Here is a 15,914-nt window from a genome sequence, read left to right as displayed (position 1 = left end):
CTTCCTGTCGCCTGCATATCTTTGGAGGTCGCGCAGCCTATCATAGTTCATGAGCCAGGAAGGACATTCCATCGCTCCTGAAGAAACTTCGGTTTTTGTGATCGTAAACCCTCAGATTTTTCTCCATCATCGTCTACGGGTTCTTTTTTCACACAGTAAGTTCTAAATTGGTATAGAGGTATAGACAAGTTAAATGAACGTCACCACACGTAACTTTCCACACGCCATGCTTCGCGAGATCTTTGAGCAGCCCAGCGCCATCGCCGAAACTCTCGCCGCTTATGCCGATCAGGCCACTCTTCGCGAAGATGTCTTTCTCGCTGCCCGTCAGGCCCTCGTCGGCCGCGACTCCATCCTGATCGCCGCATCCGGCTCCAGCCGCCACGCCGGCCTTGCTGGAGAGATTCTCTTTGAAGACCTCGCCGGAATTGCCGTCGACGTCGAGTACGCCAGCGAGTACATCTACCGCTCTACCCAGACTCTCAAGAACCCCTGCTTCGTCGTTATCTCGCAATCCGGTGAGACCGCCGATACCTCCGAGGCCCTCCGCGAAGCCATCGCCCGAGGCAGCTCGACGATCGCCATCACGAACAAACCCGAGTCTTCAATGGCGAAGCTCGCCGCCTGTTCTCTACCCACCTATGCAGGAGTCGAACGTGCCGTCCCAGCCACCAAGAGTTTTACCACCCAGCTCGTCGTCGTCTCCCTGCTCGCACTCTATGCCGCCCGCGTACGCGGCCGTATGACCCGTGCCGTGGTGGAATCCCACCTCGACCACCTCTTCCATGTGCCCGAGGCGATGGAAGCAGCTCTCCCACGCTGGGAAAAGCAAGTCTCCGAGACTACAACAGCTCTGAAGGATGCCGAAAGCTTTCTCTTCCTCGGGCGCGGCGTTCACTACCCCATGGCCCGCGAAGGCGCCCTCAAGCTCAAAGAATCGGCTTACATTCAGGCCGAGGGTTATCCCACCGGCGAGCTCAAGCACGGTCCCAATGCTCTGGTCAGTCGGAACAATCCTCTTGTCGTTCTCGCTACCTGCGATCCTTCCGCACCCGATTCTGTCCTCCGTTACGAGAAGACCGTCAACCTCGTTCGCGACATGCATAAGCAGGGCGCTCAGATCCTCTCCGTCGTCACAGAAGGAGATACCCGCGTCGCCGAGCTGAGTGATCACGCCATTGAAGTTCCTCGCGCCGCAGAGTACATCTCTCCACTCTATGAAGTGGTACCACTCCAGCTGTTGGCTTACTTTATGGCAACGGCTCGCGGCATCGACGTCGATAATCCGCGCAACCTCGTCAAGGCCGTGGTGCAGGAGTAGATTTCTGCACCAGGCACAGTGCACCCCAAAAGCTAAGCGGCTGATTCAACGACCGTTTGGCTGGATTCGATCAGAGTAAAAGCGAAATATGGGCGAAAATACAACCTGAGGTTATCCACTTGGTAAACCTAGTAACTAACTGAAAAATAACTGTTTATAGTTACTCGGATTAAACCTTGACACGTCATTTTGCCAAACATAGTATTTCGCCAGAAAGTTCTGATGGCCTTGCCTCCGTTGGAACTATTCTCCCTAAAAGGAAGAAGCCGCCCTGTTGCCGGGCGGCTTCTTCGCGTCTCTAGAGACATATCGCACTCTCTCCGCAGTACCAAGTTTCGACGCTGTCATTGGACAGTTCGCTCCCATTCAATGGAATGTGTCATCCTGAGCAAAGTTTTGTCGCGCCCTCGCGCGACAAAAACGAAGTCGAAGGATCTGCGGTCAAACCTACCCATCCTTCTGAAGGAAGTGCAGCGAAACGAAGAATCTCTGTCAACCCCAGAAACCATCTAAACCCAATATCGACAATGCAATACAAAGTGCGGAATAAACTTCTCCGATTGCTAGAATTTAACTAGGCTGCATAAACAGATCAGGTCACCAATCTGTAGCCAGACTCTTGGAGAGGTGTCATCCCGAGCGGAGCACAGCGAGGTCGAGGGATCTGCGATATCCCTCTTACCGATAAAAGATTCAAGACTACCTATGCTGCAACGAAGTACCAAGCTAAGTTGTATCGATTGAATACTTTGCACACAAAGGTACGGGGGGAGGGGTCCTTCGTCAAAGCTGGAGACGCACCCTCCACCGAGTCAACACGGCAACAATCCCCAGGATGAATGCGGTGAAGATCAGGGAGCGGAGAACGCCGGGAACTCCCGATACGAAGTGAGTCCGAAACCACGTGATCCCCAACGCACCGAGGATGAAGTACCAGAAGTCCGGCACAAGATAAGTCAGCAACGTGTTCGCTCCAGCCGGACGAGCGAAGGCAGCCCAGCGCGTATACCTCTGAACGTCGCAGATCCAATAAAGCAACATGAAGATCAGGATGCTTGATCCGACGCAGTAGAGACTCCATGTCGGTGTCGCGCGAATCTTCGAAATTCCCAACGGAGTCAGCAGATACGCCGCCACCAGACAGATCCCTGCAAAAGCAGCTGCAGTGGTCATCTTGGAACGCACCGTCGGCCAATGCGCACTCTGTTTGCCGACGAAGATGATGGACGTAGCCACGCCAGCCATGGCGATGAGAGTGTCCGAACCATTGCCAAAGGGCCAGAGATAGAGTCCGGCATGTCGGGGAAACTCGATCCAGTGGACCGTGCAGAAGCAACAAAAGACCGTAAGCACTGTGAGCCACGCAAAAGGGGCCCAACGCCAACGACGAGTCGGGATATAGAGGATGCAGGTAGTGAGATAAGCAAAGGCAAGCAGCCCGAGAATCTCCGGATACGCAGTCCTGATCCAGGCGACGCTTCCGTCCTTCGCCGTGCGCCGGAAGATCGCGAACATCACGATCATCAACGCCAGCCCAGAGAAACGAAGTGTCCTGACAAGAACTTTATGCTCTTCCGCCTTTGGATAAACCATCCAGAAAAGCACACCACCCAGAAGCGCGAGGATGGCCCAGACATGCGGTTTCATATGGATCAACGCTGGATCTCCCGCACGTGCATTCGCCAGGATCAGTCCCAGCACCAGCAGCGAGAACGAGCGGGACACCACATGCTTCCACAATTGCGCCTGCGAAGGAACTTTGCGCAATCGCTGTTCAATCGCGAGGGGAATCGCCATGCCAAGAATAAAGAGGAAGGCAGGAAAGACCATATCGACGTAAGTCATGGCATTCACATTGCCCGGCGCATGATAGGTCCACCACGGAAGACCTTTGACCGCATCCAGATCATTGACGAAGATCATGACCAGCATGGTGAGACCACGAAAGACGTCAATGGAGGCGACGCGCGGCGCCTGTACAGTGGTGTCGGCTGTCTGGGTTCCGAGCTGAGCGGCGGCCATCTTTAGTTGCCTTTAGAGGATGTGGTACCGAGAGGAGTAAGCCCGGCGTGAACAGCTTCCAGCAGGATTCCAGTAGAGTCATTAAAATACTCCCAGAACATCACTCCCGCGAGGTGATGCTTGGTGACATATCTGCACTTGGCGGCAAGCGATTGAGGGTCTTCGTAGGTCACAAAAATCTTTTTCTGCGGGTTATAGAGATAAGGAACAGAAGCCTCTGCGTCCCAGTAACGAACATACCCACTGGCCAGTAGATTGGGCAGGTCAGGGTACGAGAAATGAGTTCCCTTCGCCGCCTTGCCCGCCTGGAAAAGGCCGTGGTTCTTGTTCTCCACCTCGCCCCAGCTGCGGCCATAGAATGGAACGCCAAGAACGAGCTTGCGCGGAGAGACGCCCGCTTGCAGGTACTCCGTAACCGAGCGATCCGCGGAGACATTCTTCGGGTCCGCAGGATTGTGGAAGAGAGGAGCGTCATGCCCCGTTGCTGGACCACCCACATAGAAGTCGTAGGTCATCAGGTTGATCGTATCGACGTAGTGCTGGACCTTCGCCATCTCGGTGTTGTCGAGAAACTTCGTTGAGGCTCCCGTAGCAATCGAAGTGTAGAGACGGCGGCCAAGCCGGGTTTGCTCGCGATCGAGCCGTTGGCGAAGCTCGGCGAGTAGCAGCGTAAAGTTGCGTTTGTCCTCAGGACGGAAGGTGTTACCGCCGCCGATTTGGCCCGGGTACTCCCAGTCGATGTCGACACCATCGAGCTTGTGCCGTTCAACAAAGCGAACCGCGCTGTCGATGAAGCGGGCCCTGGAGCGTTGGGTAAGAGCAGCATCCGAAAAACCACCTGACCAGGTCCATCCCCCAACGGAGATGAGGATCTTGAGCGAGGGATTGGTGCGCTTCAGCTTATTAAGGATGACGAAGTTTTCCGCGTCGCGAGGAAAGCCTTCGACGATCTCGCCATTCTTGACATTGGCAAAGGCATAGTTGATCCGCGTCAACCGCCGTGCATTCACCTCTTCCGGGCCCAGAACGCGGTCCCTGGGAAACACATAGGCGATCACCTCGCGGGTCACTGCGGCCGGACCATGTTGAACAGAAGCTGTATCGGCGGAGTTCATAGAAAAACAAAGCCCTGGCACACAGAATGCGATGAAAGCTACCGCGAGCCGGAAAAACGAGATTCCTGAGAATTGCATGGTGCATTGAGAGTAATCGAAGGGGGGCTGCAAGCATCGGGCATCCGACCGTTGCGCCTGCCGTTTATTCTGGATAAACTTATCAAGGCAGGGAAAGTCTGTACCCACGGATGGGTGGTTCGTGGAATCCTTAGCGCCGATGTAGCTCAGCTGGTAGAGCAACTGATTCGTAATCAGTAGGTCAGCGGTTCAAATCCGCTCATCGGCTCCACTTTCCGGGTGGAGATTGCTGCAGTTCCGTGCCCCGGCTGGTGTTAGCCTTTAGAAGGCCCGCCTGCCTCATGCGGAGGGATGTGTGAGTGGTTGAAACAGGCGGTCTTGAAAACCGCTTTGGTCGAAAGGCCAACGGGGGTTCGAATCCCTCTCCCTCCGCCATTAAGTCTTCTCTCTAAAAAAATCAACAGGTTTCCTATAAGCCTAAGTAGCCCAAAAGAGTGTCGAACTGTCACCAGCTGATCAACCTAAGAGCGTTTTTAACCCTACAAAAACCATTGCGATACAAACAGAATCGTTCGATACGAGTCTGTCCATCGCTCGCTGTTGGCCCATGAAAGATTTCGTCATCGACTATGCGATGGATATGAACCACTTCGAGAAATTGATCAGCATGACCACACCGCCGGAAATCTCGTTCAACAAAGGTAATGGATAAGGTAATGGATATAGATGGGACTTATCCCAACGTTCCAAAAGAAACGGCACGTCTCTCAGTTTGAAAATTCGAAAATAAACCGCTCCTAATATCACGCGGCTTAAATAGCTTTGCCAAAATTAGATAACAGTGTCGAGCTACGCATTGCTAGGTTAGTATGGTGCATCCATAGGATGCCCAACTACTGATGGGTAAACCGAAGCACTCTGGCCAATAGAATCATAATCAAGTTGATGCAAACCATTACCAGAATGGAAGGGTACTTTGGGTCGTATTTGAGAATAGAAAGGCATGCAGTTATGGGTGGTGTTCGACTGGATGGCGCATCTCGAATATCTGGGATGCTCAAAGTGGAAGAGCTGAAAGACCTGGTTCTGCGCGATGAGATTCGGACTGTCATCGTTGCCTTTACAGATCACTGCGGCCGTCTGATTGGGAAGCGATTTGATGCAGATATGTTCCTCGAAAGCGTGAGCGAACACGGTACGCATGTGTGTGACTACTTGCTGGCAAACGATATGGAGATGGCGCCGGTCAGCGGATATCGTTTTACTGGCTGGCAGAGTGGCTATGGCGATCTGCTTCTGACGCCTGACCTAAGCACCCTGCGACTGGCAAGCTGGCTGGAAAAGACAGCAATGATTCTATGTGATGTAAAGAGCGAGAAAACCGGGCAGCCTGTTGCCATCGCGCCCCGATCGATCCTGAAGCAGCAGTTGGAAAGCGCACGTGAGTTGTCGCTTGAGAGTATGGCTGCGTCGGAATTGGAGTACTACCTGTTCCGGAATAGCTATCGCGATGCGGCTTTGAAAGACTATTCCGGCCTGGAAGAAGCAGGCTGGTATTCGGAGGATTATCACATCCTCCAGGGAACGCGGAATGAAAACTTCACGGCAGCCGTGCGTCATCATCTAAAGCTCTCTGGAGTGCCGGTGGAAAGCTCCAAAGGAGAATGGGGTACAGGCCAGCACGAGCTCAATGTGCGCCATACAGAGACGCTAGAGATGGCAGACCGCCATGTGATCTATAAGCAATGCATGAAGGAAATAGCGGACCAGCAGGGATTGAGCGTGAGCTTCATGGCGAAATTTTCCGCCACCACAGCTGGGTCAAGCAGCCATATCCATCTGAGCCTGTGGAGGGATGGCGTCAATGCTTTCGTAGGTGATGAGTCATGTGGACCGGTAAAGTGCTCGAACTTGTTTCGCTGGTTTCTGGGCGGCTGGATTCGTCATGTTCCGGAAGTCATGGTGTTTTATGCGCCGACAGTCAATTCCTATAAACGGTATGTCGAGGGATCATGGGCGCCGACCCGTATCGCATGGAGTTACGACAATCGCACTGCAGGATTTCGGATCGTTGGCCATGGCTCGAGTCTTCGCATCGAGTGCCGGATACCGGGTGCGGATTGCAATCCTTATCTCGCTTTTGCTGCAGTCCTGGCTTCAGGTCTCGATGGGATCAGAGAAAAGATCGAGCCTCCGGAATGCATCTCGGGAGACCTCTATGATGCGATCGACATCCCCCGCGTGCCCAAGACATTAGCAGAAGCTGCCCGGTATTTCGCGAACAGCGATTTCACGCGGAAAGCTTTTGGCGAAGAAGTCGTAGAGCACTACACCCACTTCTTCGAAACCGAACAGAATGCATTCAATAGCGCAGTTACGGACTGGGAACGCAAAAGGTATTTCGAAAGAATCTAAAGGGTGCAGCCGTGTTAGGGCATAAGGCCCGATGAGAGGATAAGGCGATCGTGAGACTTGAGAATAAAGTTGCTTTGATTACGGGCGGTTCCAGTGGTATTGGCCGTGAAGCTTCTCTGTTGTTTGCGCGTGAAGGCGCTTGTGTGGTGGTCTCCGATGTCGATGATGAGGGTGGCCAACAAACGGTAGAGATGATCCAACAGCAGAATGGAAAAGCAGCATTTGTTCATGCGGATGTTTCCAAAGCGACGGATTGTGAACGAATGGTAGCGTTCACCGAGGAACAGTTCGGTAAATTGAATGTGCTATTCAACAATGCTGGAATTATGCACCCCAAGGACGATGACGCAATTTCTACTGAAGAAAATATCTGGGATATCACAATGAACATCAACGCTAAGGGCGTGTTCTTTGGGTGTAAACATGGCATTCCAGCATTACGCAGAGCCGGTGGCGGCTCCATTGTGAATACAGCATCTTTTGTGGCGCTCCTTGGAGCGGCGACTCCACAGATTGCCTATACAGCAAGTAAGGGAGCTGTGCTGTCCATGACTCGTGAACTTGCAGTGATTCACGCACGTGAGAATATCCGGGTGAATGCGCTATGTCCGGGACCACTGAGGACTGAGTTGCTGATGAAGTTTCTTGATACAGAACAGAAACGGCAAAGAAGGCTTGTCCATATCCCCATCGGACGCTTTGGTGAGGCGGCAGAGATCGCTCGCGCTGCATTGTTCCTGGCATCGGATGATTCCTCCTTTGTGACGGGCACAGAATTTCTGGTGGATGGTGGCATCACGGCCGCCTATGTAACTCCGGAGTGAACATGTTACAGAGCAGCACTGCCGCTAGTTCTTCTCAAGTCAGGACAATCAGCCCTGTCGATGGCTCTGTCTATGTGGAACGTCCATGGGCATCCGAAGTAGAAATTGAAGCTGCTCTTATCAAAGCAAAGAAGGCGCAACGAGAGTGGAAAACTATCCCGGTTGCCGAGCGTGCTGCGATCTGCAGGAAAGCTGTAGCACTACTGGTTGATCGCGCCGAGCAGCTTGGAACCGAACTTACATGGCAGATGGGGCGCCCGATTCGCTATAGCCCGATGGAGATTCGGAACGGTTTTCAAGAGCGGTCCCAATACATGATCGATATCGCAGAATCTGAACTTGCGGATCTTGAGGTAGAACCGAAAGATAATTTTCGCCGCTTCATTCGCAAAGAGCCGATCGGTGTAGTGTTCGCAATTATGCCGTGGAACTACCCCTATCTGTGCTCCGGCAATTTGATCATCCCTGCCATCATGGCGGGCAACAGTGTAATTCTCAAGCCTTCGCCTCAGACCCCGCTGATCGCCGAAAGATATGCGGAATCCTTTGAACAAGCCGGATTGCCGAAAGGAGTTTTTCAGTTCCTACACCTGACGAATGACCAGGTAGAACGGGTAATCTGTGATCCACGAGTCGACTTTGTGGCGTTCACCGGATCGGTGACTGGCGGGCACAGCATACAACACGCACGGGGAGAGCGCTTCATCGGCACAGGCTTAGAGTTGGGAGGAAAAGACCCGGCCTATGTTCGTGCGGACGCGTTTCTGGAACAAACGATTGAGAACCTTGTGGATGGCGTGTTCTTCAACTCTGGGCAGTCCTGTTGCGCCGTCGAAAGGATTTATGTCCATCAGGATGTCTGGGAAAAGTTTGTAGAAGGGTTCGTCGAGCTTACGAAGAAGTATGTGTTGGGCAATCCTTTGGATCCTGCAACTACTCTGGGCCCTGTGATCAACGAGCGGGCTGCGGCTTCAGTGCGCATGAAGGTGGAAGAGGCCATTCATGAGGGAGGAGCACGGCCCTTGGTGGACACCTCGCTTTTCCCAGGTAACAAGCCAGGCACACCGTACCTCGCACCCCAGGTACTTGTGGATGTTAACCATGGAATGTCAATTATGACGGAGGAAACATTCGGACCGGTAGCTCCGCTGATGCGGGTAAAAGACGATCACGAGGCAGTGGCCCTGATGAATGACAGTCGTTATGGGTTGACGGCTTCGGTCTGGACGTCGGACGCCGATGCTGCTCTGAAAATTGGACATCAGATAGAAAGCGGCACCTGGTTTATGAACCGCTGTGATTATGTGGATCCTGCGCTCCCGTGGACAGGAATAAAAGATTCCGGACATGGTGCCAGTCTTTCTCGATATGGATATGCTTCGCTCACCCAACCGAAATCATTCCATCTACGCATTTCTCTATAAGCGTTGAAAGTATGCGTTGCTGCCTGTGATCGTCACTGGACCTCGTGGTCGAGCACAGGTGCCTCTCTCATTGTGGCTCGATGGCTCAACCTGTAGATACCATAGCCCAGTACCAGCAGCGCGACGAATAGCAACGAAACCAGCCGGTTGTAGTACACCAAGCTGCCGATAGCGATACATGCGCACGCCAATGTCCAGATGGGGGTGAAAGGATAACCAATTGCGCGGAATGGGCGTGGCAATTCGGGTTCTTTTTTCCGAAGAACGATGAGCGCAACCATACTCAGGATGTACATCAACAGTGCACCCAGCGCTGATACTGTAACGATGTTTGCCGTTAAAGGTTGGCCGCCAAAACTGATTACCTTATCGCTGAAGATCGCAGCAATGCCGACGACACCGCCAGCAAGAATGGCAAGCCAAGGTGTACCGAAAGAAGGATGGATCGCGCCAAGGAAGCTTGGCAAATATCCCGCTCGCGCCAAAGCATAGATTTGGCGCGAGTAGCCGAGAATGATTCCGTGAAAAGATGCAATCAGGCCAAAGAGCCCTAGCCATACCAACATATGCAACCATCCGCTTCGCGCTCCGACAATCAGCTTCATTGCTTGTGGCAGAGGATCATTAATATTTGCCAACATACGCCAATCGCCTGCTGAGCCAGCAAATATCATTACGCCAAAGGCAAGCAGCAAAAGTGTTCCTATACCGGTGAGATAAGCAATCGGGATCGAACGCTTAGGCTCGCGAGCTTCTTCGGCAGCCATTGCAACACCCTCGATAGCCAAGAAAAACCAGATCGCAAACGGAATTGACGCGAACAAACCACCGAATAGATGAGGGGATATGTGATTGCTGCCAGCCCATCCGTGACTGACAAAGTTACTAAGATGTGCTCCGGGAAAGACTACCGCCATGAAGACCAGCAACTCTCCAATGGCAAGCAAGGTGACGAACAGTTCGAAGGTAGCAGCGACCTGCACGCCAACAATATTCAGCAGCATAAAGACGATATAAGCAATTACCGCCGCAGTACGCGGTACCAGTGAGGGAAATTGCAGATTTAGATAAGACCCGATCGCAAGCGCAATGGCCGGAGGTGCGAAAACGAACTCGATCAGAGTAGCGGCCCCAGCCAGATATGCTCCGGTGGGACCGAAGGCTCGTTGCGCGTAAGCAAATGGACCTCCGGCGTGAGGGATTGAGGTAGTCAGTTCGGTAAAACAGAATATGAAGGCGGTATACATTGCTGCCACAAAAACGGTTGTAATCAGAAAGCCGAGTGTCCCAGCACTGGCCCAGCCATAACTCCAGCCAAAGTACTCTCCGGAGATCACCAGACCAACGGCGATGGCCCAGAGCTGAACGGTGCCGAGCGTCGCCTTCAAATGTACTTCTTGTGACACAAGTCGTACCTCAGACGGTTAAATAGAGAGTCCTAGTGTAGGCGACAACCCCGCTCGCACCACTAGCGAGATTCGGCAAAAAGAGATGTGAGCCAGTCGCATAAGAGGTTTGTTGCTTTTCCCGACTCATCCTCGCTGCTTGCAAAATTTCTTCTACTGTAACCATTGCTGACGCATAATTGAACCATTCTTCCATAAGGAGTCTGCGGATGACGCAATTGGATGGATTTCCGTTGCCCCATTCTGCATCAGACGGGATTCGGGTTGCTACGTCGAATGACGCCGACGATCATGCTGCCAATTTGACCCGCTGGAAGCAGACGTACGATCAACTGGCTCCGGGAAGATTCCAGGGGATCCTACGTGAGTTTTGGCTTGGCCCCCAGATGCAGGTTTTTGAGGAGACAACGAGTCATGCTTTACGCCAGAGCTGCCTGGTGTGGAAGGGAGCGAGTTGGTTCGGAATTCCTGTAAGCGACGGCCTCTGCGGCCGGATCGGTGCGCGCTTACTCGATCGTGTCGATATCGCAGTGCGGCCCGGAGGACGCGCGTTCGAACTCGTCACACCAGCTTCATTCCGGATTCTTGGCGTAGTTATCGATACAGAACATTTGCTCAAATACATCGCTGAGATGGAGCACGTCGACCTCAAAATTTCTGCCTTGGAGTCTGAGGTTCTCCGCCCCTGCGCCAAGGCACGTCAACATCTGACAAATTCTCTTGCGGTGGTATTCAAAACGGGAGAACTATACCTGGAGAACCAAAACGTTCAGGAGTCTCTGCGTGAAGCACTGCTCAGCTTGATTGCTGAAGCCTGCACGGCGGGAACTTCTCCCGAGACACCGTCATTGACATTGATGGGACGTTATCGCCTTATGCATCGGGTCCGTGATTTTGTTCTGGACCACAAGGATGAACCAATTTCGATCCCAAGACTCTGTAGAACCTTCGGGGTAAGTCGCCGTACACTGCAATATGCGTTTCATGAGGTCTGTGGCGTTAGCCCGAACGCCTATCTGCGTGTTCTGCGCTTGAATGGCGTTCGCCGCGCTTTGCGCACCGCTATCCCGGGGACGCAAGGAGTCCAAGATCTCGCAGCGGAGTGGGGATTTTGGAATCCGAGCCAGTTTGCATGTGATTACAAGAAGTTGTTCGGAGAACGCCCTTCCGATAGCTTGCTTCGAAGCGCCCATATCTATTCTTTTGCCGAATCTCGATAACGACCCATTCTCCTAGATTCGTATTCTCGCAGCAGCAAGATTTTCCATTTGCGATGTTGTGGATCCTGTTTGCGCAGTGACTCCACGGCCCGACTTGCGGCCTTGCGCAAAAGCAGCTCTCACACCGCATCCCAAATAGGTACCACTTGAAAATCTGAAAGTCATGCTTGATTTACGGAGGAAGCCAAATGCCGAACCGCTCCAAGTTCCACCATCTAAAGCGACCAGGAAGATTGACCTTTGTTCTGGGATTACTCTGTATCGCTCTTCCAACCGCGAACAGTAATGCGCAGTCCATTCAAGGTTCTGTCATCGGAAACGTGCATGATTCAGCAAATGCCGTTATTCCAAATGCTACCGTCACCCTGATGAACGTCGATGAAGGAACCAGCCGTACGGCCACTACCGGTTCCGACGGTAACTATCGATTTATCGACGCAAAGGCCGGTCACTACACTGTACAGGTGACCGCGCCGGGCTTTGCGAAATGGTCGGTCACAAACGCTATCCTTGCTGCTCGCCAGGATCTCCGTATCGATGCGACGATGCACGCCGGAAGCGTTCAACAGGAGATGGTCGTTTCTGCCGAAGCAGTCAATGGCGTCGAGACAGACGACCCTTCGATCAGCAGCAGCTATAACACGAAGCAGATTGCTACTCTGCCGGTAAACACGCGGGCAAGCAGCACTGGAACCAGCGCCATCAATATTGTAGGAACACTCCCTGGGGTTCAGGCCGCTAAGGGCGCCTTCTCGTTGCAGGGCGGCCTGCCATTCCAAACAGAAATTTCGGTTGATGGCATTACAGTGCAGAACACCTCAGGCAGTGGTCCGTTAGGCGACGCATTCCCGTCGAGCGAAGGCATCTCGGAGATGAGGGCCGATGGAACGCAGAACAGCGCTGAGTTTGGGCAGCCAGGCGAGATTACGGTCATTACCAAGGGCGGCACGAACGTGATGCACGGATCTGCATTCTGGTATCACCAAAACGCGGCATTCAATGCCATCCCTTATACGTTTCCGATTACACCGACGAAGCCGAAGCTGGTTGCCAATACATTCGGGGCCAGCTTTGGCGGTCCGGTAGTAATTCCGCACCTGTATAACGGTCGAAACCGCACCTTCATTTTTGGTGACTACGAAGGCTGGCGGTATCCGGCTCAGACGACAAAGCGGTATGTTGTGCCGACGGCGGCGATGAAGAAGGGCGATTTCTCAAACTATAACTCTCCGGGCTTTGCGGGGCTGCAAAACCCTTTCACAGGAGCCAGCTACGGAAAGGTGCTGCCTTCGTCTTCCATCAACGCAGCTACGCAGAAGCTATTGCAGTTCTTCCCGGATCCCAATACTGGAAACATCGGCTCCTACATCGATGACGGATCGGCGAACTATATTACAAACAAAGATCAGAGCAAAAGTTCAAATCAGTTTGATATCCGCGGCGATCAGTATTTCGGCAGCAATCAAAAATTTCTGGTTTGGGGAAGGTATACCTGGAAGAACTTCCCGCAGAACCAGCCGCAAACCCTAAGTGTGCAGGGATCGCAAAACACGATTAAATCGCGCGTACTGAAGGTCGACGCCAACTACACCATCACACCACGACTGATCAACGAGTTTGGCTATGGTTTTACGCGCTACTCCTCCGGCACCACGAACAGCTTCAATGGAAAAGACTTTACCAATGGCCTAGGGCTGAATGGATTGCAGAATCTTTTCTACAATGGTCTTCCGGAGCTGGACTTCAACAATCTGACGAACCTCGATGCTGATCGTCTGGATTCGGTTTCGCAATCGAATACCTCGGTCTACACTGACGGTCTAAGCTGGTCGCTGGGTAAGCACCAGTTGAAGTTTGGCCTCGACATCCGCACCATCCAGGCGATTACTCCGCTCGGTTTCAATGGCGCCGACAACTATGGCACGTTTGGCTTCAATACCAGTGGCAGCCAAGGACTGTTTACTGGCGTCGACTTTGCGGACTTTCTACTGGGACTTCCGTACCAGACGTTCTACGATGTGGTGAGCCAGGACAACAACGGCAAATCGACACATTACCACTTCTACGCTCAGGATCAATGGGCTGCTACGCCGAACCTGACTCTTAGCTACGGAGTGCGGTACGAACTGCATCCGCCATACTCCGACGTCCATGGCGACATCGGCAACTTCGACCCGTCGCGCGCGCTTTCGGGTTCGGTAATCTATCCGGACGGATTCTCGAATCTGCTGGCGACTGGCTTTCTGGCAAGCGCCAACGCCTGCATGCCCTACGGCACCAGCTCAGGCGCAACCATCAACGGAGCACCGTGCATGCCCGTGCTCTCCAACAGCCAGGCTGGTTATCCAGGTGGGTTGAAGCATTATCCGAAGTACCGGATTATGCCGCGCTTCGGCTTTGCGTGGCGTCCGTTCAGCAACACCAAGACCTCGGTGCGCGGCGGCTTTGGCATGTACAACATCACGCTGCTGGGCAGCAACTTCTACTCGCTGACCGGCACGCTTCAGGCGCAGACCACGCAGTACACCAACACCTACAACCCAACGACCAACGCCATCGGATACCAATGGCCCAACATCTATGCCGGCGCCGGCAACGGCGGCTGCTTCACCTGCTATGGTCAGGGCTACTTCGGTACAGCAAACAGTACTAACTGGAAAGACCCTTACACGGAGCAATGGTCACTGGGTATCGACCAGGACCTGGGGCAGGGCTACACAATGCGTCTGTCGTATATCGGTTCGATCACACGCCATCTGGTGTATGCGCCGGACGAAAACACACTGCCGTTCTCAAGCACGGTTTCGGCATACAATCAGCCGCTGAGCGCGCGTCGCTTCCCGAACTGGGGGCGCATCAATACCCGCGATACGGGTGCGAATTCGAACTATAACTCCATGCAGCTTGAGTTCGCGCATCGCTATCACAACGGCCTGCAGTTCGATTCGATCTACACCTTTGCCAAGGGACTGGCCAATAACCAAGGCCCGGGTAGCACCAGTTTCACTGGTGAAGCCGGCGGCGGCAGAGCCACGACGATTCTGGATCACCGCGTTGATTTCGGCAATGTGTACGGCACGCGTCGCAGCCTGTGGAATACGACCATGGTCTACGACCTTCCATTCGGCCGTGGTCGAATGTATGGTGGCAATATGTCGCACATGCTCGATCTGCTCGTTGGCGGATGGCAGATGACGAACATCTTCCTTCTACAATCGGGTCCATTTGAATCTCCCTACTTCCCCAGCGGACAAGGCGATCCATCGGGTACAGGGTCTGGCCTCAATGGCTCCGGTACCGGATACGATCCCGGACATCGCAACCAGTATCCGGATCGCGTAGCCAGTGCGCCGATCTCACCCTCGAACCGTACGCGGATGACATGGGTGAACAAGGCTGCGTTCACGTGTCCTGGAAATCCAAACTGGCAGCAAGGGACTCCCTGCACGACAGGCAGCGGAAGCGGCCCTGTTCCTTTGCCGATTGGTCGCTTTGGTAATGCTGGCACGGGCGTGATCGTTGGCCCCGGTACGGTTAGCCTCAGCTCCGGCCTGAGCAAGTCCTTCGCGATTACGGAGCGAGTGCGTTTGCGGGCTGAAGGCACCTTCCAGAACGTATTGAACCACACCAATCTCGGCGATCCGAACATGAACGTTAGTTCTCCCACCTTCGGGCGAATCACGGGGACACTCGACTCGGGGTCAGGCACTTCGGTGCTCGGTGCTCGAAATGGTCAGGTTGCGGTTCGTCTCGATTTCTAAAACACAACAACAGGCAAAGCAAAATGCGAGGGCCACGGCCCTCGCATAGCTATATATAAGATAAGAAGGAGAAACGAATTTCCCAAAAACATGGCCACCAGCCAGTATCCATCTTGCTCTGGAGGCACCTTTGCAAATCATCATGCTATCGCCTGTGTCTCGGCCCGATAAGAGATCGAATCATTTGAAAGTCAAAACTGCGTACATAGCTGTGAGTCGATTTAGCAACGCAGGTTCTGCTAATTTATGTCTCAAGCATCTGCCACAACGGACTTATTACGATAGGCCAGATAGAAGCCTGCAGGGACTAGAAAGATTGCGAGGATAACGGAAATCTTATAGCGAAGCACTCTCTGGTGAATTCCTCGAGCGTTTCAGAGATATGTAA

General features: G+C 53.2%; 9 protein-coding genes and 2 tRNA genes. 8 read left to right on the top strand and 3 right to left on the bottom strand.

The features are described from left to right. Positions 1-193: 193 nt before the first annotated feature. Positions 194-1,321: an SIS domain-containing protein gene (locus tag H7846_RS03375; RefSeq protein ID WP_186695129.1), complete on the top strand. Its 1,128-nt coding sequence runs from the start codon at positions 194-196 to the stop codon at positions 1,319-1,321. A 783-nt stretch (positions 1,322-2,104) separates the two neighbouring features. Here the strand turns inward: H7846_RS03375 and H7846_RS03370 are convergent. Together H7846_RS03370 and H7846_RS03365 are read right to left on the bottom strand one after the other, a co-directional pair. Beyond that, positions 2,105-3,343 (bottom strand): DUF5009 domain-containing protein, encoded by a 1,239-nt coding sequence (locus H7846_RS03370; protein ID WP_186695128.1) that lies wholly within the window; start codon positions 3,341-3,343, stop codon positions 2,105-2,107. 2 nt (positions 3,344-3,345) lie between these two features. Continuing rightward, the gene (locus H7846_RS03365; protein WP_186695127.1) at positions 3,346-4,458 is read right to left on the bottom strand and encodes a glycoside hydrolase family 18 protein; all 1,113 of its coding nucleotides are present in this window, start codon (positions 4,456-4,458) and stop codon (positions 3,346-3,348) included. Positions 4,459-4,671: 213 nt separating this feature from the next. Here H7846_RS03365 and H7846_RS03360 point away from each other — a divergent pair. From H7846_RS03360 to H7846_RS03340, 5 genes are all read left to right on the top strand, one after another. Then, positions 4,672-4,747, top strand: a tRNA-Thr gene (locus H7846_RS03360). A gap of 74 nt (positions 4,748-4,821) precedes the next feature. Further along, positions 4,822-4,911: transfer RNA gene (locus H7846_RS03355), tRNA-Ser, on the top strand. A gap of 618 nt (positions 4,912-5,529) precedes the next feature. Next, positions 5,530-6,891: a glutamine synthetase family protein gene (locus tag H7846_RS03350; protein WP_186695126.1), complete on the top strand. Its 1,362-nt coding sequence runs from the start codon at positions 5,530-5,532 to the stop codon at positions 6,889-6,891. A gap of 50 nt (positions 6,892-6,941) precedes the next feature. Further along, positions 6,942-7,715, top strand: a complete 774-nt coding sequence (locus H7846_RS03345; RefSeq protein WP_186695125.1) for a glucose 1-dehydrogenase — start codon at positions 6,942-6,944, stop codon at positions 7,713-7,715. Positions 7,716-7,717: 2 nt separating this feature from the next. Next, the gene (locus H7846_RS03340; RefSeq protein ID WP_186695124.1) at positions 7,718-9,139 is read left to right on the top strand and encodes an aldehyde dehydrogenase family protein; all 1,422 of its coding nucleotides are present in this window, start codon (positions 7,718-7,720) and stop codon (positions 9,137-9,139) included. 32 nt (positions 9,140-9,171) lie between these two features. On the opposite strand, the gene eat is transcribed toward H7846_RS03340, so the two are convergent. Further along, positions 9,172-10,545, bottom strand: coding sequence for an ethanolamine permease (gene eat / locus H7846_RS03335; RefSeq protein ID WP_186695123.1), 1,374 nt, complete (start codon positions 10,543-10,545; stop codon positions 9,172-9,174). A 209-nt stretch (positions 10,546-10,754) separates the two neighbouring features. Here eat and H7846_RS03330 point away from each other — a divergent pair, with 209 nt between their 5' ends. Together H7846_RS03330 and H7846_RS03325 are read left to right on the top strand one after the other, a co-directional pair. Continuing rightward, positions 10,755-11,765 carry a helix-turn-helix domain-containing protein gene (locus tag H7846_RS03330; protein ID WP_186695122.1) on the top strand — a complete coding sequence of 337 codons (1,011 nt, stop codon included), beginning with the start codon at positions 10,755-10,757 and terminating at the stop codon, positions 11,763-11,765. A gap of 188 nt (positions 11,766-11,953) precedes the next feature. Next, positions 11,954-15,526 (top strand): TonB-dependent receptor, encoded by a 3,573-nt coding sequence (locus H7846_RS03325; protein WP_186695121.1) that lies wholly within the window; start codon positions 11,954-11,956, stop codon positions 15,524-15,526. The last annotated feature ends 388 nt before the right edge of the window (positions 15,527-15,914 follow it).

It is taken from the genome of Edaphobacter sp. 4G125 (assembly GCF_014274685.1).
Lineage (GTDB): Bacteria > Acidobacteriota > Terriglobia > Terriglobales > Acidobacteriaceae > Edaphobacter.
Note: the sequence above shows the minus strand (reverse complement) of the source record. Positions and strands in the feature narration are given on the sequence as shown.